This is a genomic window from Curtobacterium sp. 9128 (genome assembly GCF_900086645.1).
Taxonomy (GTDB): Bacteria; Actinomycetota; Actinomycetes; order Actinomycetales; family Microbacteriaceae; genus Curtobacterium.
The window spans coordinates 2,358,202-2,382,385 of sequence record NZ_LT576451.1; the positions used below are offsets into that span (position 1 = coordinate 2,358,202).

Annotated in this window: 25 protein-coding genes; 18 read left to right on the forward strand and 7 right to left on the reverse strand. The window is 71.7% G+C overall.

The genetic code is table 11. The features are described 5' to 3' along the window. The first annotated feature begins 98 nt into the window (after positions 1–98). Positions 99–1,070 (forward strand): beta-ketoacyl-ACP synthase III, encoded by a 972-nt coding sequence (locus QK288_RS11320; RefSeq protein WP_281264411.1) that lies wholly within the window; start codon positions 99–101, stop codon positions 1,068–1,070. Between the two features lie 76 nt (positions 1,071–1,146). Here the strand turns inward: QK288_RS11320 and QK288_RS11325 are convergent, their stop codons facing one another. Further along, positions 1,147–2,028, reverse strand: coding sequence for a hypothetical protein (locus tag QK288_RS11325; RefSeq protein ID WP_281264412.1), 882 nt, complete (start codon positions 2,026–2,028; stop codon positions 1,147–1,149). Positions 2,029–2,067: 39 nt separating this feature from the next. On the opposite strand from QK288_RS11325, the gene QK288_RS11330 reads away from it, so the two are divergent. Next, positions 2,068–2,793, forward strand: a complete 726-nt coding sequence (locus QK288_RS11330; RefSeq protein ID WP_281264413.1) for a hypothetical protein — start codon at positions 2,068–2,070, stop codon at positions 2,791–2,793. Here the strand turns inward: QK288_RS11330 and QK288_RS11335 are convergent. After that, a complete protein-coding gene (locus QK288_RS11335; RefSeq protein WP_281264414.1) occupies positions 2,760–4,202 on the reverse strand; it encodes an XRE family transcriptional regulator in 1,443 nt (480 codons plus the stop codon). The two genes, QK288_RS11330 and QK288_RS11335, sit on opposite strands and share 34 nt — an antisense overlap. 156 nt (positions 4,203–4,358) lie before the next feature. Between QK288_RS11335 and ppsA the strand changes: the two genes are divergently transcribed. Then, entirely contained in the window at positions 4,359–6,782 is a 2,424-nt protein-coding gene (ppsA, locus tag QK288_RS11340) for a phosphoenolpyruvate synthase (protein WP_281264415.1), read from the forward strand. On the opposite strand, the gene QK288_RS11345 is transcribed toward ppsA, so the two are convergent. From QK288_RS11345 to QK288_RS11365, 5 genes are all read right to left on the reverse strand, one after another. Then, positions 6,754–7,365 carry a hypothetical protein gene (locus QK288_RS11345; protein WP_281264416.1) on the reverse strand — a complete coding sequence of 204 codons (612 nt, stop codon included), beginning with the start codon at positions 7,363–7,365 and terminating at the stop codon, positions 6,754–6,756. The two genes, ppsA and QK288_RS11345, sit on opposite strands and share 29 nt — an antisense overlap. A 646-nt stretch (positions 7,366–8,011) precedes the next feature. Beyond that, entirely contained in the window at positions 8,012–8,404 is a 393-nt protein-coding gene (locus tag QK288_RS11350) for a flagellar assembly protein FliW (protein ID WP_281264417.1), read from the reverse strand. Further along, the gene (gene flgL / locus QK288_RS11355) at positions 8,401–9,288 is read right to left on the reverse strand and encodes a flagellar hook-associated protein FlgL (protein WP_281264418.1); all 888 of its coding nucleotides are present in this window, start codon (positions 9,286–9,288) and stop codon (positions 8,401–8,403) included. Before flgL ends, QK288_RS11350 begins: the two co-directional genes overlap by 4 nt. Then, positions 9,285–10,706: a flagellar hook-associated protein FlgK gene (flgK, locus tag QK288_RS11360; RefSeq protein ID WP_281264419.1), complete on the reverse strand. Its 1,422-nt coding sequence runs from the start codon at positions 10,704–10,706 to the stop codon at positions 9,285–9,287. Before flgK ends, flgL begins: the two co-directional genes overlap by 4 nt. A gap of 3 nt (positions 10,707–10,709) precedes the next feature. Continuing rightward, positions 10,710–11,234: a flagellar protein FlgN gene (locus QK288_RS11365; RefSeq protein ID WP_348639019.1), complete on the reverse strand. Its 525-nt coding sequence runs from the start codon at positions 11,232–11,234 to the stop codon at positions 10,710–10,712. Positions 11,235–11,641: 407 nt separating this feature from the next. Between QK288_RS11365 and QK288_RS11370 the strand changes: the two genes are divergently transcribed. The 15 genes from QK288_RS11370 (at position 11,642) to QK288_RS11440 (ending at position 24,166) form a co-directional block, all read left to right on the forward strand. After that, the gene (locus tag QK288_RS11370; RefSeq protein WP_281264420.1) at positions 11,642–12,460 is read left to right on the forward strand and encodes a sigma-70 family RNA polymerase sigma factor; all 819 of its coding nucleotides are present in this window, start codon (positions 11,642–11,644) and stop codon (positions 12,458–12,460) included. 125 nt (positions 12,461–12,585) lie between these two features. Next, positions 12,586–13,473, forward strand: a complete 888-nt coding sequence (locus QK288_RS11375) for a flagellin (RefSeq protein ID WP_281264421.1) — start codon at positions 12,586–12,588, stop codon at positions 13,471–13,473. A gap of 95 nt (positions 13,474–13,568) precedes the next feature. After that, on the forward strand, positions 13,569–14,969 hold the full coding sequence (gene fliD / locus QK288_RS11380) for a flagellar filament capping protein FliD (protein WP_281264422.1): 1,401 nt from the start codon (positions 13,569–13,571) through the stop codon (positions 14,967–14,969). 13 nt (positions 14,970–14,982) lie between these two features. Continuing rightward, positions 14,983–15,417, forward strand: coding sequence for a flagellar export chaperone FliS (fliS, locus tag QK288_RS11385; RefSeq protein WP_281264423.1), 435 nt, complete (start codon positions 14,983–14,985; stop codon positions 15,415–15,417). Beyond that, complete coding sequence (locus tag QK288_RS11390) at positions 15,407–15,703, forward strand: hypothetical protein (protein ID WP_281264424.1); 297 nt, start codon at positions 15,407–15,409, stop codon at positions 15,701–15,703. Before fliS ends, QK288_RS11390 begins: the two co-directional genes overlap by 11 nt. A 151-nt stretch (positions 15,704–15,854) precedes the next feature. Continuing rightward, positions 15,855–16,199, forward strand: a complete 345-nt coding sequence (locus QK288_RS11395) for a flagellar basal body protein (protein ID WP_281264425.1) — start codon at positions 15,855–15,857, stop codon at positions 16,197–16,199. Next, positions 16,196–16,591, forward strand: coding sequence for a flagellar basal body rod C-terminal domain-containing protein (locus tag QK288_RS11400; protein WP_281264426.1), 396 nt, complete (start codon positions 16,196–16,198; stop codon positions 16,589–16,591). Before QK288_RS11395 ends, QK288_RS11400 begins: the two co-directional genes overlap by 4 nt. Further along, positions 16,591–16,920 (forward strand): flagellar hook-basal body complex protein FliE, encoded by a 330-nt coding sequence (fliE, locus tag QK288_RS11405; protein ID WP_281264427.1) that lies wholly within the window; start codon positions 16,591–16,593, stop codon positions 16,918–16,920. The genes QK288_RS11400 and fliE overlap by 1 nt, the downstream gene beginning before the upstream one ends. After that, positions 16,920–18,590 carry a flagellar basal-body MS-ring/collar protein FliF gene (fliF, locus tag QK288_RS11410; RefSeq protein WP_281264428.1) on the forward strand — a complete coding sequence of 557 codons (1,671 nt, stop codon included), beginning with the start codon at positions 16,920–16,922 and terminating at the stop codon, positions 18,588–18,590. The genes fliE and fliF overlap by 1 nt, the downstream gene beginning before the upstream one ends. Next, entirely contained in the window at positions 18,587–19,621 is a 1,035-nt protein-coding gene (gene fliG, locus QK288_RS11415; protein WP_281264429.1) for a flagellar motor switch protein FliG, read from the forward strand. The genes fliF and fliG overlap by 4 nt, the downstream gene beginning before the upstream one ends. After that, positions 19,614–20,231, forward strand: coding sequence for a hypothetical protein (locus QK288_RS11420; RefSeq protein WP_281264430.1), 618 nt, complete (start codon positions 19,614–19,616; stop codon positions 20,229–20,231). Before fliG ends, QK288_RS11420 begins: the two co-directional genes overlap by 8 nt. Beyond that, entirely contained in the window at positions 20,228–21,556 is a 1,329-nt protein-coding gene (locus QK288_RS11425) for a FliI/YscN family ATPase (protein WP_281264431.1), read from the forward strand. Before QK288_RS11420 ends, QK288_RS11425 begins: the two co-directional genes overlap by 4 nt. Beyond that, positions 21,556–21,996, forward strand: a complete 441-nt coding sequence (locus QK288_RS11430) for a flagellar export protein FliJ (RefSeq protein ID WP_281264432.1) — start codon at positions 21,556–21,558, stop codon at positions 21,994–21,996. The genes QK288_RS11425 and QK288_RS11430 overlap by 1 nt, the downstream gene beginning before the upstream one ends. After that, positions 21,993–22,700, forward strand: a complete 708-nt coding sequence (locus QK288_RS11435) for a C40 family peptidase (protein ID WP_281264433.1) — start codon at positions 21,993–21,995, stop codon at positions 22,698–22,700. Before QK288_RS11430 ends, QK288_RS11435 begins: the two co-directional genes overlap by 4 nt. After that, positions 22,697–24,166 (forward strand): flagellar hook-length control protein FliK, encoded by a 1,470-nt coding sequence (locus QK288_RS11440; RefSeq protein WP_281264434.1) that lies wholly within the window; start codon positions 22,697–22,699, stop codon positions 24,164–24,166. Before QK288_RS11435 ends, QK288_RS11440 begins: the two co-directional genes overlap by 4 nt. The last annotated feature ends 18 nt before the right edge of the window (positions 24,167–24,184 follow it).

The following is a 24,184-nucleotide window of genomic DNA, read 5'->3' on the forward strand; positions in this document are numbered from 1 at the left end:
AGGCCCTGCGAGTACCGGTCACGGACCCCGTTCCGGGTTCTCCACGTGTATTCCGGCGGGGGAATGCGGAGGTCGCGGGGAGGGGTAACGTGCGGGAGATGATCACCCCTGCACCGCTGCGCGGCAGCCGGATCCTCGGGTTCGGCCACCACCAGCCCTCGCGCGTCCTCACCAACGACGAACTCTCGACGATGGTCGACACGAACGACGAGTGGATCGTGACCCGGACCGGGATCCGCACGCGACACATCGCCGGGCCCGACGACACCGTCACGTCGATGGCGACCGAGGCCGGTCGTGCCGCCCTCGCCGACGCCGGGACCGACCCCACCGACGTCGACCTCGTCATCGTCGCGTCGACCACGCACCGCGACCGTGCGCCGTACACGGCTGGTCGGGTCGCCGCGGCGCTGGGGATGTCGAACGGACCCGCGCCGATCGACATCAACACCGCGTGCAGCGGCTTCGAGTACGCCATGGCCCTCGCCGACCAGGCGATCCGCACCGGCTCGGCCGACACCGTGCTCGTGATCGGGTCGGAGCTGCTGTCCGGGATCGTCGACTGGACCGACCGGTCGACCTGCGTGCTCGTCGGCGACGGAGCCGGTGCGGCGGTCGTCGGTGTCTCCGACACGCCGTCGATCGGGCCCGTGTCCTGGGGAAGCGTGCCGCACCTGGAGCAGGCCGTGCTCGTGTCCGGGACGCCGGAGCGCTTCTCGCAGGAAGGCCGCTCCATCTACCGCTGGGCCATCACCGAGGCCGAGGGACACGCCCGCCGTGTCGTCGAGCAGGCTGGACTGACGATGGACGACATCCAGGTGTTCGCGTTCCACCAGGCGAACCTGCGGATCATCGAGCCGCTCGTCGCAGCGCTCGGTGGCGAATCGAAGTTCGTGATCCGGGACGTCGTCGAGTCGGGGAACACCTCGGCCGCGAGCGTGCCGCTCGGCCTGTCGAAGGCCTGGGCGCGTGGAGACCTCCCCGAGGGCGTCCCGGCGCTGCTGTTCGGGTTCGGCGGCGGGTTCGCCCACGCCGGGCAGGTCGTGATGACGCCGGTCCGCGCGCGCTGACCGGTCTTGCGCAACCGGCGGACGGGAGGCTCGTGGCGGGGTCGCCACGAGCCTCCCGTCCGCCGTCCGCTCGCGCTCAGAGCGCGGTGTCGGTCCGCTTGCTCTCCTGCTGCTCGTCTGTGCTCCCGCCGCGGCGGCGCCACGGCAGCTGACGCTGCTTCGGCTCCTGCTGCTGCAGGACGATCGGGAAGTGCGCCGGCGGCAGGCCGAAGCCGGTCCGCGAGGCCTGGATGACCCGACGGCCGAGCGCGTGGTTACCGAGCCCACCGACAGCCGCGCCGATGCCGAACGGCAGCGCCCGCCCGAGCATCGACGTGCCCTGTCGTGCGGCGAACCGCTTGATGAACATGTCCCGGACCTGCCCGCCGATCCCGCTCACGACCTGCTTGGGCATCGACGAGGCGACCATCTCGCCCCAGAACGCCGTGCGTGCCTGGCCACCGGCGGCCTGTCCGGCGAGCTGCTTGATGAGCTGCGTGCCCGGCGTGCCGAGGATCATCGCCATCACGAGGGTGCGTGAGCGCTCGGGGTCGTCGAGGGCGATGCCGTGCACCTCGGTGACCGACTGTGCGAAGAGTGCCGTCGTCTCCAGGAAGCCCATCGTCTCCACGCCGGTCAGGCCGAAGCTCGCGGCGACGCCGATGCCCGGGATCACCGCGCTCGCGCCGACGGCGGCGCCACCGGAGGTCACGGCGGTGAGGTAGTGCCGCTCGAGGATCTGGATGACCTCTGCGGGAGACGCGTCGGGGTGGCGGCGTCGGACTCCGTTGACATGGGCGACGACGACGGGGCGCTGCACGTCGAGGAGGCGGTCGAGCCAGCGCTCCCAGCCCTTCGCTGTGGTGGGGAGTTTCGCGCTCGTCGTCGTGGAGACCTCCGCGCTCGTCGTCCGGTCGACCGGGGCCTGGGGGAGCGGGACGATCGCCTGGTCCGACTGGTGGTTCTGCTTCGGGGCCATGGCCGCCACGCTACGCCGGGCATGTGGGAGGCTCGCTGGGTGGACCATCTCGTGCATGCCTCGTCTCCGGAACACGCGCTCGACGAGGTCCGTCGTGCCGCAGGGTTCCTCACCGTGCAGGAGACCGCTGCGCTCGCGCCCCGCGTCGCGGTGCTCGATCCCGGGTCGGTGCTCGTCGGCCGCGGCGTGGTGCTCGCCGACGACGTCGTGCTGTACCCCGGCGTGGTGCTCGAGACCCGCGGGTCCGGGTGTGTCGAGGTCGGGGCAGGAGCCCGGCTCGGACCCGGCGCGGTCGGTGTCGTCGCGGACGGCGGCACGGTACGCATCGGTGCGCATGCGCAGATCGGGCCGGGTGCCGTGACGATCATCGCTTCGCAGGGTGCGGACGTGGTGGTGGGGGCCGGGAGCCGCGTCCTCGGCGGTGCGCAGGTGGAGGGACCGGCACGGATCGGTGACGGCGCGCAGGTGCTCGGTGCGGTGTCGGTGCGGGACGTCGTGCTCGACGGGGGCGGGACGCACGCGGAGCCCGATCCGGACCGACGGGGTGCCGTGGTGAAGGGGGCGGGGCGGGTGCACGGTGCGCGGCTGGCGGTCGGTGAGGTCGTGGCGGTCGGGGTGGGGCCGTGGGTGGTGGAGCGGCAGCGGGCATACCACCCGGGTGCGGCTGACGACCCGGGTGCGGGCGCGGCTGCTGACGCGGGCGCCGCTGCGACCGGTGACGTCGCCGTGTCTCAGGATGCGGCGTGGCGGTCGAGGAACGCGTAGACCTCCCCGTCGTCGACCCCGGGGAAGCGGCCGGACGGCAGCGGCGCGAGGATCTGCGCGTGCAGCCGCGCGCTCGGCCACGCCGAACCGGCCCATCGGTCCTCGAGCGCTCGTGACGGCCGCCGGCAGCACTGCTCGTCCGGGCAGCGCGAGGTCTCCCGATGCGTCGTCTCCCGCCCGCGGAACCACTTCGCGTCGTCGAACGGCACGCCGAACGTGATCGAGAACCCACCCTCCGGTGTCGATCCGGTCTGCGTCGAGCACCAGAACGTGCCGGTCGGGGTGTCCGTGTACTGGTGGAACTCGGTCGTCCGGTTCGCCCGGTCGCCCGCGCGACGTGCACCCCAACGACGACACACGACTTGACCCTCGACGGCACCGGTGACGTCGACGGGCAACGCTAGTCCGTCGTTCTCGTACGCCTTGTAGACCGCGCCGTCGTCACCGACGCGGAGGAAGTGCACGCGCATGTCGAAGTGCCGCGTCATGAGGTTCGTCATCCGCAGCGCCGCGGCTTCGTGCGTGACACCGAACGCGTCGCGGAAGTCCTCCACCGCCAGGTCCTTCGCGCGCTTCGCCTGCCCGAGGAACGCCACCGCCTGCGCTTCGGGCATCAGACAGCACGCCGCGAAGTAGTTGATCTCGAGCCGCTGTTGCAGGAAATCCGCGTACGAGTGCGGCGGCCGGTGCCCGAGGATCCGGTGCGCCATCGCCTGCAGCGCCATCGAGCGGAGGCCGTGTCCACCGGGGATCGACGACGGCGGCAGGTAGATCCGGCCGTTCGCGATGTCCGTGACGCTCCTGGCCGATCGGGGGAGGTCGTCCACGAAGAACAGGTCGAACCCCATGGACTCTGCCATCCGACTCACCTCCCGGTGGGTCAGAGCACCGGACGTGTGGCCGACGGAGCGCACGCACTCCTCGGCGATGGCCTCGATCTCCGCGATGTGGTTGTCGCGTTCACGCATCCGGGCACGCTGCTCGGTGTTTCCGCGCCGTGCTGCCTCCGGTGTCGCGATGGCCTCGGACGCGCGCCGTTCGAGCTCGCGATGGAGGCCGACCAGCGCCCGCAAGGCGTCGTCGCCGAGGCTCCGCCCGGGTCGGACGGTCGGGAGGCCGGTGGTCGCGTACACGGGAGCGGCCTGCGCCCGACGGAGTTCCAGTTCCAGGGCAGCACGGTCGTTCGGCGGTTCGTCACGGAGCAGGTCGGTCACGCCGACGCCGAGGGCATCCGCGAACGCCTGGAGCTCGGACACACGGGGTTCGCGCCGTGCGTTCTCGATGAGGGAGAGGCGGCTCGCACTCATGCCGAGCACGGCGCCGAGTGCATCGAGCGTCAGACCCGCCGTCGTCCGGTAGTGGCGGATCCGGGCGCCGAGGAGGCCGGCGCGGTCCAGGTCGTCGTCCATGGGCACACGGTACGCGTGGCTCCACGTTCCGGCAAGAAGTGCCGATCTTGACGGCGTTCTCGAGTCTCCTGGGTGCTGTCTGGCCGTGAGACTGCTTCCACAGCACGGTCTTGACGACCGGGCGGTGCAACGACGACCTGACGAAAGGCGCCACCGATGATCATCACCGAAGCACCCCGAACCACCGCCACGACCGTGGACGTCGTGTCGTTCGACGCAGTCGGTCTCGAGGACCTGGCGGCGGTCGGCGGCAAGAACGCGTCGCTCGGCGAGCTCATCCGCTCGCTCTCCGCCGTGGGCATCCGCGTCCCCGACGGCTTCGCGACGACCGCCGCCGCGTTCCGCCGCCACCTGGCGACGTCGGGGCTCGAGCACTGGATCGCGCGGCAGCTGGAGGGCCTGGACGTCGAGGACACCCGAGCGCTCGCGCGTGTCGGTCGGGCCGTCCGGGAACGGATCGCAACGACCGATCTCGGCATCGCGTTCGAGTTGTCCGTCCGCGCGGCCTTCGAACGCCTGACCCGGGGCATGCCCGACGGTGTCAGCTTCGCGGTGCGGTCGAGCGCGACCGCCGAGGACCTGCCCGATTCGTCGTTCGCCGGGCAGCAGGAGACGTTCCTCAACATCCGCGGTGTCGAGTCGGTGCTCGAAGCGATCCGGCAGGTGTTCGCGTCGCTGTACACCGATCGGGCCATCGCCTACCGCGTGCACCGCGGGTTCGTGCACGACGAGGTCGCGATCTCCGTCGGTGTGCAGCGCATGGTGCGGTCCGACCTGGCCGCATCCGGGGTGATGTTCACGCTCGACACCGAGACCGGCTTCGACCGGGCCGTCTTCGTCACGAGCGCGTTCGGACTCGGTGAGGGCGTGGTCCAGGGTGCGGTGAACCCGGACGAGTTCACGGTGTCGAAGACGGCGCTCGCGGCGGGCCGGCCGGCCGTGCTCTCCCGGCTCGTCGGAGCGAAGGCGACACGGATGGTCTTCACCGAGGACACCGCCGTCGGACGGACCACCGCGTTCGTCGACACCGACCCGCTCGACCGTCGACGGTTCTCGCTCACCGACGCCGAGGTCACCGAACTCGCGCGGACGGCCGTGGCGATCGAGCGGCACTACGGCCGTCCGATGGACATCGAATGGGGCAAGGACGGACTCGACGGACAGCTCTACGTGCTGCAGGCCCGGCCGGAGACGGTGGCGTCGCGATCCCTCGCCGGTGTCGTCGAGCGGCACCGCCTCGCCGCGGCCCCGACGGAGGCACCGTTGCTGGAGGGCCGGGCGATCGGCGCGCGGATCGGTGCCGGTCCGGTGCGAGTGCTCGCATCCCCGCACGAGATGCACGACTTCGAGGAGGGCGAGGTACTGGTCGCCGACATGACCGATCCGGATTGGGAGCCGGTGATGAAGCGAGCATCCGCGATCGTGACGAACCGCGGTGGGCGCACCTGCCACGCCGCCATCATCGCCCGTGAGCTCGGCATCCCCGCCGTCGTCGGCACCGGCTCCGCGACGTCCGTGCTCACCGACGGGGACGCCGTCACGGTGTCCTGCGCGGAGGGGGAGACCGGGCGCGTGTTCCCCGGGGTGCTCGACGTCGTCACCGAGCGGGTCGAGGTCGATGCCCTGCCGGACCTCGGGGTCGACCTGATGCTCAACGTGGGGTCGCCGGAGCAGGCGTTCGGGTTCCAGGCGCTGCCGAACGCGGGCGTCGGGCTTGCGCGGATGGAGTTCGTCGTCAACCGGCAGATCGGTGTGCACCCGAAGGCGCTCCTGCACCTGGCCGATCAGCCGACCGAGCTGCGCGAGCAGATCGAGGACCGCATCGCGGCGTACGGGGCGCCGCGGGACTACTTCGTCCGCCGACTCGCCGAGGGCATCAGCACGCTCGCGGCGGCGTTCGACCCGAAGCCGGTGATCGTGCGGCTGTCGGACTTCAAGTCGAACGAGTACGCGCACCTGCTCGGTGGCGCGGCGTACGAGCCGGACGAGGAGAACCCGATGATCGGGTTCCGCGGCGCCGCCCGGTACCTGTCCGACGACTTCGCCGAGGCATTCGCGCTGGAGTGCGAGGCGATCCGGACGGTGCGGGACGTGATGGGGTTCACGAACGTGCGGGTGATGATCCCGTTCGTGCGGACGGTCGAGGAAGCGTCCGGTGTCGTCGAGCGCATGGCATCGAACGGACTGGTCCGTGGACGCAACGGTCTGCAGGTCGTGATGATGTGCGAGATCCCCTCGAACGCTCTCGACGCAGACCGGTTCCTGGACCACGTCGACGGCTTCTCGATCGGCTCGAACGACCTGACGCAGCTGACCCTCGGCGTCGACCGGGACTCCGGGATCGTCGCGGAGTCGTTCGACGAGCGGAACCCGGCCGTGCTGCGCTTGATCGACATGGCGATCGATGCCTGCCGTGCTCGCGGCGCCTACGTCGGCATCTGCGGGCAGGGGCCGAGCGACCACCCTGACCTCGCTGAGCACCTCATGGCGCGCGGCATCAGCTCGATGTCGCTCAACCCCGACAGCGTCGTCGAGACGTGGCAGCGTCTGGCTACCGGAGTGGAACGCCAGCACGGATGAGCGCGACACGGATCACCTCCGGGTCCATGAGATCGGCCCAGCTGAACCGGATGACCGTTCGAACCTCGGGGAAGGAGCGCACGAAGTCTTCTCGACGCTTCTCGTCCCAGTGCGCTTCGGCGACGGCAGCTCCGTTCCCGTACTTGGCACGCCCGTCCACCTCGACGACGACGCCCTGCGCCGGGAACCAGAAGTCGACGACGGCGCGCCGAACACCTAATCGAGCGAAGACGTGCTGCTGGACCGGTTCCGGTGTCCCGAGCTGCCGGAACCGGACCCGTGCGATGGATTCCGCGGGGGAGTCCGACAGTGACGACGCCATCTCGATGGCCACGCGCGCACGGTGCACGGCGTTCGGCGGAGCCGCCGCGAGTTCGTCGAGGAGCATCTCCGGGAACACCTGACGTGCAGCCAGTGCCGCGTCGAGCATGGGGACCGACACGAATGCAGGTTCGGTCGCAGCGACGTCGACGAGCGTCCGGACGAGCGCCGTCACGTGCGCGCCGCAGAACTCCGTCGGCGTCGTCGGTGGGCTGCCGGTGTACCGGGGAACCGGGCCGGTCCGATCGGCTTCGACGTGCACGCTGGTCAACCGTGTCGCGTCGGCGTGGGTCCGTCGCGGATCCGTGACCTGCACCTTTCCCGGAGGTGGGGCGACGAAAGGGCAGATCGTGGACCGCCGCGGCGGACGCGTGCGAGATCGCCCGCGGTGGGCGGATCATCGAGGCGGTGGCGCGGAGGAGCAGCAGGTGCCGCGCTTCCGGTCTGAGTGCGGCGAGGGCGTCGGGTTCGACGAGGACCCCCGGGCGGAGCGCGACGAGTTCGCCGCGGCGAGCACGACGCTGGAGGGCGCGGCGTTCGGCGCTGTCGTGGTCTGCGGTGCGGATCAGTGGTGTCTGCATGACGCGATCGTGCATGCGGAAACGATCCCGCTCGTGGCCTGCCCACGGGGCGGACGCGGGCCGATCTGTGGACGACGAGCCGAGCCTCCAGGCTGTGGAGGGTTTGTGCGTGCGCAACCTGCGACAACGTCGATGTCGTACGACAGCGACTCTGTCGCAACCCCGCGTGTGCAACTGTTGCGCACGCCGCCCAACGACAGGATCGCTGTCGTACGACAGCGATCCTGTCGTTCCGAGTCGGAACCCGGGCAGGGGAGCCGGACCCCGGGCAGGGGAGCCGGGCCGCACAGGGCAGAGGAGCCAGGAGCCAGGAGCCGCGCAGCCCACCTACCGCCGGGCGAGCTCCGCGCGCAACGGCAGGTCCTGGTCCTCGAGGATGAACTGCGCGCCGACCGACGTCCGCGCGTTCACCACGACCGGCGCGAGCAGGTTCACCGTCGTGCCGGCGTCACCCGGGGTCGCCACGACGAGGAGCATCGCGTCCGACGGCGCGGTCAGCCCGATCGTCGCCGCCTGCTCGTCGGACAGTGCCGGCGCGTAGTCGGGCAGGTGCACCGCTGCGTCGAGCAGGAACATCTTCGGCGCGGATACCCCGGACTCCGTGGTCCCCGCCCCGACGAGCGTGAAGAGGCCGTCGGCACCCGAGACCGGCGTCAGCGTGAACGCGACGAGGGGCTCGAGACCGAACGGTGCGACGGCGAAGGTGAGGTCGATGTTCATCGGAGGTAGTCCATCAGGGTCGGCTGCAGGACCTTCGCGGTGACGGCGAGGGCTGCCTGGTAGTTGGTCTGCTGCACCTGCAGGTCGAGGACGGCCTTGGCGAGGTCCTTGTCCTCGATCGACGAGCGGCGTCCCTCGAGCGTCGTCGACGACGACTTCAGGGAGTCCTGCGCGGCGATCGCGGCCGCGTGCCGGACACCGACGTCCGCCTGCACACCGCGCACCGTCTGGAGGTGCGCGTCCACGTCGTTGATGCGGGGGTTCACGTTCACGCCGTTCTGCAGGTCCCCGACGATCGAGTCGATCATCGAGAACACGGAGGTCGACCCGGAGCCGAACACCGCGGCCCCGGAGGTGTCGACCCGCACCGTGGTCCCGTCGCCGATGCGCCGGTCGACGGTCGCGGTGGACGGCGCCCACCCGGTGGCGGGGTCGTATGCCGTCGACGAGGTCGCTGACCCGGCGAAGACGGACCGGGCCCCGTAGGTGGCGTTCGCGCTGGCGGCCAGGTCGCCCTTGAGCGCCTGGAACTGGGTGACGAACGCGTCGCGGTCGGTGTCGCTCATGGTGCCGGAGTTCGCCGCCTGCACGGTGAGGTCCCGCACCTTCGAGAGGACCGAGTAGACGTCGCCGAGCGCGCTGTCGGTGTTCGCCAGCCACCCGACCGCGTCGTTCGCGTTCCTGGTGTACTGCGCGTTCGCGGCCTGCTCCTTGCGGACCTGCATCGACGACGCGGTGCCGACCGGGTCGTCCGACGGCTTCCCGATGTTCTTCAGGGTGGTGGCCTGCTCGGTGAGCTGTGCGAGCTTGGCGGCACCGGCCTGCAGCCGGCTCGTGGCCGCTGCCATGGACATCTGGGTGGTCACACGGGTGATCACGGTCATCCCCTCCCGACGAGGCCGACGCGGTTGATGAGGGTGTCGAGCATCTCGTCGACGGCCGTCAGGACGCGTGCCGCGCCCTGGTAGGCGTGCTGGTAGCTGAGCAGGTTGACGTTCTCCTCGTCGAGGTCGACGCCGGCGCCCGACTGCTGCTGGGTGCGCGCGTTGGTGAGGGCGAGGCCGGTGAGCGTCGCCTCCGACGTCGCCGAACGGGAGGCCGTGCCCACGCCCGCCACGAACGTCGCCCACGCCTTGTCGGGTGCGTCCGCGGCCTTCCCCAGCTCACCGAGGGCGTCCGCCACGGAGCCGTCGTACTCGCCGGCCGCGTTCCGCGTCGCGATGCCGCCGGCGTCGGTGGGGACGACGGTGAGGCCCTGCGCTGCCGGGACGCCGGCGGTGAGCGCGAAGAAGGCGGCACCGGTGGTCCCGTTCGCCGTCGTACCGGTGGCGTGCACGGCGTTCACCTGTGCGGCGATCGTCGTCGCAATCGTGTCGTACGCGGCGGACGCCTGCGCGAGCGCACCGCCGGTGCCGCTCGCGTTCGCCGGTGCCAGCAGGGACACGTTGCCGGCGATCGATCCGCCGTCGAGGGCGACGGCGGAACCGGAACCCGAGGTCCAGGTGAGGGTGACCGGCGCGCCGTCCGCGAGCCGGGTCCCGCCGCCGAGCGCGACCGAGCGGGCATCCGAGCCCTGCACCAGCGGGTTGCCGCCGATGAGCACGTCGACGGTCCCGTCGGCGTTCGCGCGGGTCGTGCCCCCGGCGAGGGAGGCGATCTGCTCGGTGAGCTGGTCACGCTGGTCGATGAGCTCGTTCGCGTTGCCGCCACCGGCGAGTGCGGTGCGGATGCGGCCGTTGAGGTCGGCGACCTGTTTCGCCGCGTCGTTGAGCTGCGAGACCTGTCCGGCGACGGTGCCGCGCACACTGGTCCACTGTGCGTCGACGGCCTTCGACCCGGCGGCCAGGGTGGACGCGACGGTCTTCGCGGCACCGAGCAGCGCGGTGGCGGCACCCGGGTCGTCGGTGTGCGTGGACAGGTCGCCCCACGCCGACCAGAAGTCGTCGAGCTTCGCGGAGAGCCCGTCGTCGCCCGGTTCGTTCAGCCCGGTCTCGAGTTGGTCGAGTCCGGCTGCCCTGGCCGTGGCGTACGCGGAGGACCCGGCAGCGGCGCGGACGCCGGCGTCGAGCGTGAGGGAGCCGAGTCGTGCGATGCCGTCGACGGAGACGCCCTGTCCGGCGAGGGCCGCCGTCCCGCGCATGAACCCGGTCTGCGCCGCGGGGATCGACGTCTGCGTGACGCGCTGGCGGGTGTACCCGGCGGTGCCCGCGTTCGCGATGTTCTGCCCGGTGACGTCGATGCCGGCACGCGCGGCGGCGAGGCCGGAGTAGGCGGTGGCGAGCGAGCCGAAGGTGCTGACCATCGTCTACAGGGTCCCGTCGAACAGTCGGGCCTCGCCCGTCGCGTGGCCCGAGGTCCCGGTGGCGTCGTACGTCGCGGTGTCGCCGACCGTGCCGGCGAGGGTCTCCTCGGTGGCCTGCGCCGCGGTCCGGATGAAGCGGTCGTTCTCGTCCCGCAGGGCCCCGATCTGCGTGGTCAGCTCGACCATCGCGTGGAGGTGCGACGCGAGGATCTCGCCCCACGGGCCACCGGGCGCCGCGGCGACGACCTCGCGCAGCGGAGCGTCGGGGTCCACGCCCCACTCCTCGGCGACGGCGGCGCTCTCCGCGCTCCGTTCGAGTCCGGTGGCGCGGAGCCGTTCGAGCACCTGCTCGACCTCGCGGCTGGCGTGCGACACCCAGCGGGAGCGCCCGGCGGCGAGCAGCAGCTGCTCCTCCTCGAGCTTGAAGGTGAGCAGTTCGAGCAGTTCTCGTTCGCGCCAGAGCACGGCGGACAGGTCGTTCACGCTCATCATCTCCTCCCGGTGTCGGTCCGACTGTGTGTCGGTCATCCTGCGGTGTCGGTCATCCTGCGGACAGCGAGGACTATCGGCAGCCCGGGGTGCCCCGTAAGCGCGACCCCGTCGGTGGCGGGGCACGAGTCGGCACGGTCTCCTCCCGGTGCCTCCAATCCGGGGGACAGGAACGACCGTTCCCGTACTCGGGTCCCCCCAAATGCCGACCGGGAAACGCCCCGTGTCCCCCCGCTTTGGGGACGTGTGAGGGGGTGTTCAGGGGTTTGCCAGCCGATACATTCAGAACGCACCCCGGGGGACAAACCGGAACGCGTCGCAGGGACGCGGGTGCACCGCCCGGAGGGACCCGGGCGGGTCTTCGGCGTACCGACCGGCCTCCACGCGGCCGGTGATCGCCGCGCCCACGGACGGGTCACACCAGTCGAGACGACCAGGGGATCAGCATGGACCGCACCGAACGCAACGCGATGATCGTCGAGCACCTCCCGCTCGTCGGCTACATCGTGTCCGACGTCCGGGCACGTGCCACCCACCTCGACCGCGACGACCTCGCCGCCGTCGGTTCGCTCGCGCTCGTCGCGGCCGCCGACGCATTCGACCCCACCCTCGGCGTGCCGTTCGGTGCGTACGCTCGCACCCGCATCACCGGCGCGATCGCCGACGACATGCGCTCGTCGGACTGGGCGAGCCGCGGCACCAGGAAGCGCATCCGCGAAGCCCTCGCGACGCAGGAGGCGCTGTCCTCCCGACTCGGTCGCACGGTGTCCGTGCAGGAGATCGCCGACGCGATGGGTGTCGACCGCCAGACGGCCGCCGACGCGATGAGCGACGCCGGCCGGGTCGTGACGCCGATCGACGAGACCGTGCACGACACCGTCGCCGCCGACCTGCCGCTCCCCGGCGAGGACCTCGTCGAGGCCGAGCGGCGCCGCTACCTCCGTGCTGCCGTCGAGGCGCTGCCCGAGCGGATGCGCTTCGTGGTCGAGGCCGTCTACTTCGGAGACCGCTCGGTCACCGACGTCGCCGCCGAGCTCGGCATCACCCACTCCGCCGTGTCCCAGCAGCGCTCCGAGGCGATGCGGCTGCTCCGCGACGGTCTGGCCACGCACTACGGCGACGGCGGCGAGACCCCGGAGCCCGTGTCCCGTACCACCGCGGCACGTCGCAGCGCGTACCTGGCGAAGGTCGCCGCGAACGCAGCGGTCGGTGTCGCCCGTGCGGTGCAGGACGCCGCGACCGGCCACCACGTGGTCGCCAGCTGAGCCGTGGGAACCGCCCGGAGAAATCCGGACGGTTTCCCTAACGCCTCCGGCCGCCCGGCCGAGAGGACACCATGTCAGCCCACGGACGGGCTGACGAAGACCCAGATTTCACGGAGGAAACCACCATGGGTATGTCCATCAACACCAACCTCTCGGCACTCAACACGTACCGGAACCTCAACTCGACGCAGAACGACCTGTCGAAGTCCCTCGAGAAGCTCTCGACGGGTCTCCGCATCAACCGTGCTGCCGACGACGCGGCCGGTCTGTCGATCTCCGAGGGGCTGAAGTCCCAGGTCGGTGGCCTCACGGTCGCCGCCCGCAACGCGCAGGACGGCATCTCCGTCGTGCAGACCGCTGAAGGTGGCCTCACCGAGACCCACTCGATCCTCCAGCGCATGCGCGACCTGGCCGTGCAGGCCGGCAACGACTCGAACAACGCCGACTCGCGCAAGGCGATCACCACCGAGGTCGGGCAGCTCCAGCAGGAACTGCAGCGGATCTCGGACTCGACCAACTTCAACGGCATCAAGCTGCTCGACGGCAAGGCCGGTAGCGCCGCCGACGGCAAGCTGCAGTTCCAGGTCGGGGCGAACGGTGACACCGCCAGCCAGATCACGGTCGACCTCGCCGGGGCCGACGTCAGCTCGATCGCGGGCAAGCTCACCACGGACACGTACAAGGCGGACGGTACCGTCGACGTGGCCGGGGCGATCAAGTTCGACACGGCGACCGACGCGCAGGCGGCGATCTCCACGATCGACGAGCAGATCAAGGCCGTCTCGTCGGCTCGTTCGAACATCGGTGCGGTCCAGAACCGCTTCGACCACGCCATCAACGTGACGAACGTGGCCAAGGAGAACCTGACCGCGGCCGGGTCGCGCATCACCGACGTCGACATGGCGGAGGAGATGGTCAAGTACACGCGCGACAACATCCTCAGCCAGGCCGGCACGTCGATGCTCGCGCAGGCGAACCAGAGCACGCAGGGCGTCCTCTCGCTGCTCCGCTAGGCGCGACGGCGCCGCTCACCGGGGACGGTTCGGACCTCCCGGCGAGCGGCGCCTCCCGCACCACCAGTTCACCCGACTGAGGACCAGGAGCCAAGATGTCCACCTCGTCCGTGTCCAGCGGCAACTTCGCCATCGACGGACTCGTGTCCGGGCTCGACACGACGAGCCTCATCAACTCGCTCATGTCGATCGAGTCGGTGCCGCAGACGCTCCTCAAGACCAAGGTCACGACGACCAACTCGTTCATCTCGTCACTGCAGACGATCAACGGGCTCGTCCAGACCCTCGCGACGAAGGCGGCCGACGCTGCGAAGGCCACGTCGCTCGACGTCTTCGGGGTCACCAGCTCGAACGCCGGGGTCACGGCGACCACAGGTGCGAACGCCACGGCCGGGTCCCTGAGCTTCACCGTGGCCTCCACCGCGTCCGCACAGGTGGGCGTCACGGCGGCGATGCGGACGTGGTCCACGGACGCGCAACCGATCACGATCACCAAGGCCGACGGCACGACGACGACCGTCACCCCGGCATCCGGCTCGATGGACGACGTCGCTTCCGCCATCACGAAGTCCGGAGCGGGCATCACCGCGACGAAGGTGTCCGCCGGCACCGACACCGACGGCACGAAGCTCTACCGGCTGCAGCTCACGTCCACCGCGACCGGCGCGGCAGGCGCGTTCACGATCCACCGCGGCACGGCCGCCGACGTCGCCGCCGGAACGGCGACCGACGTGCTCACCGAGACCGGCGCCGCCGTCGTCAAGCAGGCATCCGACGCGAGCGTGACGCTCTGGGCGGGGACGGCCGCGGCGCAGACGGTGACGAGTGCGACGAACACCTTCGCGGACATCGTCCCGGGGCTGAACGTGACGGTGTCCCAGGTCACGAGCGACCCGGTCACCGTCTCGATCGCGCAGGACACCAGCAAGGCACAGGCGGTGGCGTCCGGCCTGGTCGACGCGATGAACGCCATCAGCTCCTACTACGCGTCGAACACCACCCTGACGAGCACGACGAGCGCCACGGCCGGTACCACGACGACGACGGCCGGGGTGCTCCTCGGTGACTCGACGACGCGCGACGCCGTGCAGCGGCTCACGAGTACGATGTCCGCCCCGGTCAACGGGAAGTCCCCGTCGGCGATCGGCATCTCGATCACGAAGGACGGCGACTTCACCTTCGACGCCGACGTGTTCCAGAAGGCCCTCGCGACGGACCCGCAGGGGACGCAGGCGATCCTGTCCGGGGTCGCGACGAACGTCGGAGCCGCCGCGACGTCGGCGTCCGACAAGTACACCGGCTCCCTCACCACCGCGATCACCGGCCAACAGGCCGTGGTCAAGGACCTCAACGACCAGATCGACCGCTGGACGGACCGCCTCGCATCGCGCAAGTCGGCGCTGCAGACCCAGTACGCGGCGCTCGAGACCAGCCTCAGCAAGCTCCAGTCGCAGTCGAGCTGGCTCTCCAGCCAGCTCTCCTCGACGTCGAGCTGAACGGGAAGACACCATGTACGACAAGAACACGCTCCGCCGCCGCGCGCAGTACACCAGCGAGGCCGTCCTCTCCGCGACGCCGGCACAGCTCGTCACGATGCTCTACGACCGGCTGCTCCTCGACCTGCACCGTGCAGAGGCCGCGCAGACCACGAACGACTGGGACGCCGCGCGCGAGCAGCTCCTGCACGCCCAGGCGATCGTCGGCGAGCTGTCCGCGACCCTCCGCATCGACGCGTGGGACGGCGGTGAGGGACTCCTGGCGATCTACAACTACGCGTCCACCTCGCTGATCACGGCGAACGTGCACCGGGACGTCCAGGCGACCCGCGACTGCATCCGGATCCTCGAGCCCCTGCGACAGTCCTGGCACGACGCCGCGGCCGCCCTGCCGGCGACGCCGGCGCCGGCGCAGCACACGATCGGCGGAGCGCTCGGTGTCGCCTGAGCAGACCACGCGCGACGAGCAGCGGGCCGCTTGGGAGGCCGTGCTCACGTCCCTGGAACAGGCGGCGGTCGCCGACGACCCGGCCCCGTGGCACGAGCCGACCGGGCTGGGGCCGGTGCCGCGGGACCTGGTGGGGCGGGCCTCCCGGCTGCTCGCCGCGCAGCGGGACCGCATGCAGGTGCTGGAGCGGGACCGGCGCAGCACGCTCGAGCACCTCGGGGCGCTCCGCGCGGTCGACGCGACGCGCGAGCCGCAGCGTTCGGTGTACCTCGACGCCTCCGCCTGAGCCCCCCGTTCGGGGCAACCGCTAACACCCCGGGACCCGCGCTCCGATAGCGCCCGACGAGCACGGATCGCTCGACCACCCGGCCACGGATCGGCCACCACCGCACGGTGTCATCGCACAGGACGACGGCACCTTGACGAGGGGACCCTCCGTGTTCGATTCCGTGACGTCGGCGGCGCTGCAGAGCGCGCTCGACGGGCTCTCGATGCGCCAGCGCGTGATCGCGAACAACATCGCGAACATCAACACCACGAACTACCACGCCGAGAAGGTGCAGTTCGAGGACGCCCTCGCCAAGTCCGTCGTCGAGGGCAACGGCAGCACGACGCCGACCATCGCGCGGAGCCTCGAGCCCACGAACACGAACGGCAACAACGTCAACCTCGACGAGGAGACGCTCTCCAACGTCGACACGGTGCTCCGGTACCAGTTCGCCACGCAGGCGATGAACTCCGAGCTCACCAGCGTCCGTGCGGCGATGCGGACGAACTCGTGACGACCTTCGACGCGATCGGGATCGCGAGCACCGGCCTCACCGTGCACCGGAAGTGGCTCGACGCCATCTCCGACAACATCGCCAACGTCAACACGGTCAAGTCGATGGACGACACCGCCTTCCAGGCCCGGTACGTCGAGGTGCAGGAGGGCAACGGCGTCTCCGGCGCCTACGTCAAGGGCGCCGCGTTCGGCAGCGCCGCCGGCCGGGTGACCTACGACCCGGACAACCCGCTCGCGAACGCCGAGGGGTACGTCCGCATGCCGGACATCGACCTCGGCACACAGATGGCGGACCTCGTCATGGCCCAGCGCGGCTACCAGGCGAACGCCGCCGTGGTCGACCGTGCCAAGACCGCCTACGAGGCGGCACTGCAGATCGGGAAGAACTGATGCCCATCGACGCCGTGAACGGTGTGACCACGAACGCCCTCTCCGGGGTGTTCGGCACCAACCAGGCCACCACGCCCGCGACCACCGCCGAGCCCACCACGGGCACCGACGGGTCCTTCGCGGCAAGCCTCGGCAACGCCGTCGACGGACTCCAGGAGCTGCAGAGCACGTCGAAGACGCTCGCGCTCAAGGCCGTCACCGGCAACCTCGACGACATCCACGACGCCACCATCGCGTCCACCCGTGCACAGGTCACGCTCGAGCTCGTCGCAGCCGTGCGCAACAAGGGCGTCGACGCCTTCAACGAGATCATGAGGATGCAGGCCTGATGCCCGCCGCACTGCAGAACGTCTTCGGCCGCCTCGGCGCCTACGTCAAGGGCTTCTCCGCCGCCCAGCGCACCATCGCGATCCTCGGCGTCGCGGCGCTCGTCCTCGGCGGCATCGCGCTCGCGTCCTGGCTCGGCAAGCCGTCGTACGCGCCGCTCTTCACCGGGCTGGCCGCTGCTGACGCGAGCTCGGTCACGGACCAGCTCACCACCGACGGCGTGCCGTTCCAACTCACCGACGGCGGGGCGACCATCCTCGTGCCGCAGTCCGCGGTGTACACCGAGCGGCTCAAGGCGGCGTCGAACGGCCTGCCGTCGTCGAACGAGGGCGGCTACTCGCTGCTCGACAAGATGGGCGTGACGAGCTCCGAGTTCCAGCAGGACGTCACCTACAAGCGCGCGATCGAGGGCGAGCTCGCGAAGACGATCTCCGCGATGGACGGCGTGCAGACCGCCACCGTGCAGCTGGCGATCCCGGAGAAGTCCGTGTTCGTGTCCGAGGAGAAGGACCCGACGGCGTCGGTGTTCATCGCCACGAAGAACGGCGTCCAGCTCACCACCGACCAGGTGCAGTCGATCGTGCACCTGACGAGCGCCGCGGTCGAGGGCATGCAGCCCACCGACGTGTCCGTCGTCGACGCGAAGGGCCAGACCCTGTCGGCCGTCGGCACCGGCGCGACCGGATCGGGTGCCGACCAGGCAGCGGACTACGACGCGTCGACGTCGAAGAAGATCCAGGACCTGCTCGACACGACCCTCGGAGCCGGCAACGCCAGCGTCGTCGTGTCCGCGACGATGAACCAGAACACCGGGACGCGCACGTCGGAGTCGTACACGACGCCGACTTCCGGACCGGTCGCGCTCAACGAGTCGTCCACGAAGGAGCAGTACGGTTCCGGCGCCGGAGCGTCCAGCGGCGCGACGGGCGTCCTCGGCCCGGACAACATCGCCGTCCCGAACGGCACCGCGACGAGCGGCACCGGTGACGGCGGGTACACGAACGAGTCGGCGACGAAGAACAACGCCGTCGACCACACCACCGAGACGACGCAGATCCCGTCGGGTGGCGTGCAGCGCCAGACCGTGTCGGTCGCGCTGAACAGCAAGGCGACGTCCGTGCAGGACGCGAACCTGCAGAGCATCAACGACCTCGTGTCAGCCGCTGCTGGTGCCGACACCGCCCGCGGGGACCAGGTGAAGGTCGCGATGATGGACTTCGACACGAGCACCGCCGACGAGGCCGCGAAGGCGCTCAAGGCACAGCAGGAGGCCGACCAGCAGGAGGCGATGTGGTCGGCGATCCGCACCGCCGGCATCGTCATCGGCATCGCTCTGGCCCTCATCGCGCTGATCATCGTGCTGGTCAAGCGCGGTCGGCGGCAGGAGCGCGAGAGCGTCGACGTCGGCGAGCTCGACGCCTTCGGGAGCGCGTTCGAACTGCCGCTGGCGGTCGACGCAGCCGAGCAGCGCGCCGGGCTCTCGTCCGCCGGCGACGCCCCGACCGTCGCGCTGCCGACGCTGCCGCACGACGACGCCCCGACCGAGGTCCTCACGACCGACGAGATCACCGCAGAGCGCCGCCGTCAGGACATCTCCGCCCTCGCCGAGCGCGACCCGAAGCGCACGGCCGAGCTCCTCCGCGGGCTCCTCGACGACCGGACCACGGTGTGAACGCCCCCGCCCCAGCGTCCGGCGACCGCGCGTTGACCGGTGCGCAGAAGGTCGCGCTCATCCTCATGCAGATGGAGACCGAGCGTGCCGCCGAGGTGATGAAGCAGTTCTCCGAGCTCGAGGCCGAGGAGATCTCCGCCGAGATCGTCCGGATGCGCCGGGTCGAGGACACCGTCGTCGACAAGACGCTGACCGAGTTCCACCGGATGACGCTGACCGGGCGCACGCAGCGTCGCGGCGGCAAGGAGACCGCGCTCGGGCTCCTCGAGGCGTCCTTCGGTGCCGAGCGCGCCGCGGGTGTCATGGACCGCCTGGCCTCGAACCTCGCCGGGCAGTCCTTCGACTTCCTCGACGACGCCGAACCCGGCCAGATCATCACCCTCCTCGAGGGCGAGCTCCCGCAGACCATCGCCCTGGTGCTGGCACACCTCAAGCCCGCCCAGGCGAGCGCCGTGCTCGCCGGGGTCGACGAGCGTGCCCGCACGGACGTCGCGCAGGCGTTCGCCACGATGGGCTCGGCGACCCCCGAGGCGGTCGGCATCGTCGCGGGCGTCCTCCGGCAGCGCGCCGGCGCCGTCGTGTCGCCGCGCGAGAGCATCGAGGTCGTCGGGGGCATCCAGCCGCTCGTGGACATCATCAACCGATCGGACGTCGCCACCGAGAAGGCCGTGCTCGACGGTCTCGAGGCGCGCGACCCCGAGCTCGCCGAGGACATCCGTTCCCGGATGCTCACCTTCGAGGACATCGTCAAGCTCGAGGCGCGGGACATCCAGCAGGTGCTCCGCGGCATCGACTCGAAGATCCTCGCCACCGCGATGAAGGGCGCTGCCGGACCGGTCGTCGAGACCATCCGCGCCAACGTCTCCGAGCGCAACCGCGAACTGCTCGACGACGAACTGCAGGCGATGGGCCCCGTCCGCGTCTCGCAGGTCGAGGAGGCGCGCGCCGAGGTGGTCCGCTCCGTCCGCGAGCTCGAGGCGCAGGGCGTCATCACCGTCCACCGCGCGGAGGAGGACGAGCTCGTTGAGTGACACCACCTTCGAACGGGTCGCGTTCCCCGTCGTCGCCGATGCCGGGCTCCGCGACCGCGTCGCCAGCGCCGAGGTCCGCGGGCACGCCGCCGGGTACGCAGCAGGGCTCCGGGCCGCGCAGGCCGAGACGGACGCACTGCGCGCCGAGCTCGCTGCAGCGCACGACCACCGCGCCGCGCAGCTCGAAGCCGAGACGGCCAGGCGGCTCGCCGTGCTCGGCGCGATGACGGACGCGCTCGTCGCGCGCACGGTGCCGGTGCTGGAGTCGGCGGAGCGATCCGTCGTGGAAGCCGCCGTCGAGCTGGCCGACGCCGCCGTCGGGTACGCGATCCGGTCCTCCCGTCCGGTCCTGGAGGCCGGGGCCGACTCCGGCGCGGAGGCGACGGTCCGCCGTGCGCTCGCGTCGATCGACCACACGGTCGCGATCGACGTGCGGCTCAGCCCGGTGGACGCCGCGGCGGTCGCCGGACTGGACCTGCCGGTCCCGGTGCGCGCGGACGCGACCCTCGCCGACGGCGACGCGGTCGTCGACCTGCCGGACGGCATCCTCGACGCCCGCATCGGTGTCGCACTCGCCCGCGCCAAGGACGCGCTGGGGGTGACCGCATGACCGCGACGCTTCTCCGTCCGCGCGGCCTCGACGCCGCCGTGGCCCTCGCCGCACCGCAGCGCGTCGGCGTCGTCACGAGCGCCGTCGGCCTCGGGCTGACGATCGCCGGACTCGACGCGCGCATCGGCGAGGTCGTCCTCGTCGGGCACGACGACGGACCGCAGACCGCCGTCGAGGTCGTCGCGACGGACGCGACGGGCGTCCGCTGCATGCCGCTCGGGCGACTCACCGGGACCACCGCGGGGACGCCGGCTCGGCCCACAGGGCGCCCGGTGCTCGTGCCGACCGGACACGGCCTGTTCGGACGGGTGCTCGACGGCCTCGGCCGCCCGATCGACGATCGTGGCCCGCTCGACGCCGACGACTGGGTGGAACTCGACCACGCGACGCCGAACGCCATGGCGCGCACGCGCATCGACACGCCGATGCAGCTCGGGGTCCGGGTGCTCGACACCCTGACGACCGTCGGGCGCGGGCAGCGCATGGGCCTGTTCGCGGGGTCCGGCGTGGGCAAGTCGTCGCTGCTGTCGATGATCGCCAGGGGGAGTGACGCCGCCGTCAACGTCATCGCACTGGTCGGGGAGCGCGGCCGCGAGGTCCGGGAGTTCCTCGAGGACGACCTCGGTGCCGAGGGCCTCGCACGCTCGATCGTCGTCGTGTCCACCTCGGACGAACCAGCACTCATGCGTCTGCGTGCCGCGTTCGTCGCCACCCGCATCGCGGAGTCGTTCCGCGACGCCGGGCAGGACGTCGTGCTGATGATGGACTCGCTCACCCGTGTCGCGATGGCGCAGCGTGAGATCGGGCTCTCGGTGGGGGAGCCGCCAGCCACCAGGGGGTACCCGCCGTCGACGTTCTCGGTCCTCGCCGGCCTGCTCGAACGCGCCGGCACCGACCGCGTCGGGAGCATCACCGGGCTCTACACGGTGCTCGTCGACGGTGACGACCACAACGAGCCGATCGCCGACTCCGCGCGGAGCATCCTCGACGGGCACGTGGTCCTCGACCGGAAGCTCGCCGTGACGGGGCACTTCCCGTCCGTGGACGCCCTCGGGTCGATCTCCCGCGTGGCGTCGAAGGTCACCACCGACCACCAGCGCGCCGCTGCGACGGGCCTGCGGAAGGTGATGGCCGCACGGAAGGCCGCGCAGGACCTGCTCGACGTCGGGGCGTACCAGCGTGGGACGAACCCGCTCGTGGACGCGGCCGTCGACCACCAGGACGCGATCGACGCGTTCCTCCGCCAGGGCATGGACGAGCGTGCGACCGCGGACTCGTCGTGGGGTCGCCTCGGAGCACTCGTCCAGCAGCTCGGGGGTGTCTGATGGCGCGCCGCTTCCCGCTCGCCGGGCTCCTCCGACTCCGGCACGCCGAACAGGACCAGGCCGCAGCGGTCCTCGCCGCCGCGAACGAACGCGTCCGTGACGCCGCCGACGCCCGGATCGCCGCGCGTCGGAACCTGAGCGACCAGGAGGCCGCGATGCCGATCGAGGACGCCGCGACCCTCAGCGCGGTCGCCGCAGCTCGTGCCGCGACCCGCGGGATGCTCGAGGAACTCGACGCCGTGGTGCAGCACCGTCGCGCCGACGCCGATACCGCGCAGGGGTCGTACAACGCCGCCCGTCGCGCGGCGCTCGGGCTCGAGAAGCTCGAGACGCAGCACGACTCCCGTGTCGCGGCCGAGGATCTGCGCACCGAACAGACCACCCTCGACGAGATCGCGGCACGGGGCCCGCGCGACCTCGGGAACGGAGACGGCCGATGAGCCTCGACACCGTGCTGAGCCGGATCTCCGAGATCCGCTCCCAGATCGACACGCTGCAGAGCGGGACCGCCACGGCGGCGGCGGCCACGTCGACGTCCTCCGCTGACTCGGCGGCGTCGTCGACCGCCTTCGCATCGGCACTCGCCGACGCCTCGGGCACCGCCGCGCCGACGACCGCCCCGGCCACGTCCGTCGATGCGGGCAAGGGGACCGTCGCCACCGGCAGCGGTGCGACCGGGGACGACGTGGTCACCGACGCGAAGAAGTACCTCGGCGTGCCGTACGTGTTCGGTGGCACGACGACCTCGGGCATGGACTGCTCCGGACTCGTCCAGACCGTCTTCAAGGACCTCGGCGTCACGATGCCGCGCGTCGTGCCTGACCAGGCGAAGATGGGCGTCGCGGTGCCGTCGCTCGCGCAGGCGCAGCCGGGCGACCTGATCATCCCGAAGGGCGAGGGCCACGTCGTCATCTACGTCGGCGACGGAAAGGTGCTGCACGCGCCCCGCCCCGGCAAGGACGTCCGCATCGTCGACAACTGGTACAAGGACTCGGACATCGCGACCATCCGTCGCATCGTGCCGTCGGCCCAGGACGCCGCCGCGACGAAGGCCGCCTCCGCTGCCGGGGCCGGTTCGTCCGGGACCGACCTGCAGACCGCTGCCCTGATGTCCCTGCTGCAGTCCGGGAGCGCCGCCGCATGACCATGACGTTGCCCACCGCCCAGGGCGCCCCCACCGCTGCGGCACCCGCCCGTGCCGGCTCGTCCGCGAAGGACGACCCCGCAGCGGGCACCGGGTTCGCCGCCGCGCTGACCGCCGCGGGCGCCGCAGCGCCTGCCGCCGGGCGTGGTCCGGCGAGGGACGAGGACGGACGTCCGACGGCGAGCACGACCACTGCCGAGTCCGGTGCTGCCGCCGACGCCACCACGACGGAGTCCACGGCGGGCCAGCCAGTGCCGTCACAGACCGTGCCGACGCAGCCCGTGCCCGGGCAACCCGCACCCGCGGATGCCGGCGCCCTCGCCGCGTTCCTCGGTCTCCCGGTCGCCGCGCCGCTCGCGGCGCCGTCGGCCGCCGCTTCCGCCGTGGCGCCGTCGGCCGACGCCGCCCCGAGTCTCGCGGCCGCCGCCCCGAGTCTCGCGGCCGCCGCCCCGAGTCTCGCGGTGGGCGACGGTTCTCGGGCTCGGGAGCGCGAGAACGGTCGCGTGGCCCGAGACCCGGCCGCGGCGCTGGCGGGTGCGGCGCAGCCGGCGTCCGGGCGCGCCGCGCAGCCGAGTCTCGCGGAGGGCGACACCCCTCGGGCCGCGCAGGGCGAGAACGGTCGCGCAGCCCGAGTCTCGCCCAGCGGCGCGGCTGCGGTCGGCACGGCGCCGAGCGGCGCGGCTCCGGTTGTCGATGGCGGCCTCCCGGCCGCTCCGGCCACCGGCGCGCCGAGTCTCGTGCCGAGCGACACTCCTCGGGCCGCGCAGGCTGAGAACGGTCGCGCAGCCCGAGTCTCGCCCACGGTCACCCCACCGACCCCACCGACCGCACCGACCGCACCGACCGCACCGACTCCCGCGGCCGCGGCCGCGGAGACGACCGTGCCGCAGCACGGGGCGGACGCGATCGTCCGCACCCAGGGCGAGCCGAGCCTCCAGGCCGGCCCCACCGGACGGACGCCGGAGGCGACCTTCGCGCTCCCGGCCCCGACGTCCGCGGCACCGACGACCACCGCACCGACCGCCGCGCCCGCTGCCCAGCCGGCACCCCTCGCACAGCAGCTCGCGCGGCCCGTCTTCACGCTCGCGCAGGCCGGCCACGGTGACCACGTGGTGACCGTGCAGGTCGTGCCGGACACGCTCGGCCCGGTCACGGTCCGCGCGCACGTCACGGCGCAGGGGATGCACGTCGAGCTGTTCGCCGTCTCCGACGCCGGGCGCGACGCGGTGCGGCAGGTGCTGCCCGACCTGCGGCGCGACGCGGCCACCACCGGCGTGGCGACGACGCTCGACCTGTCGTCGCAGAACCACCCGGACCGCCAGGCGGGCGAGTCCGCCGGTCGCGACGGGCGGCCGGCCGCCGGTCCGCCGGTCGGCGACGACCTGGAGGCCCGACCCGCCTCCGCCAGGACCCTCCGGTCCGTCCCCTCCACCGTCCGCACCGCGGGACTCGACGTCCTCGCCTGAGCCGCTCCACGACAAGGA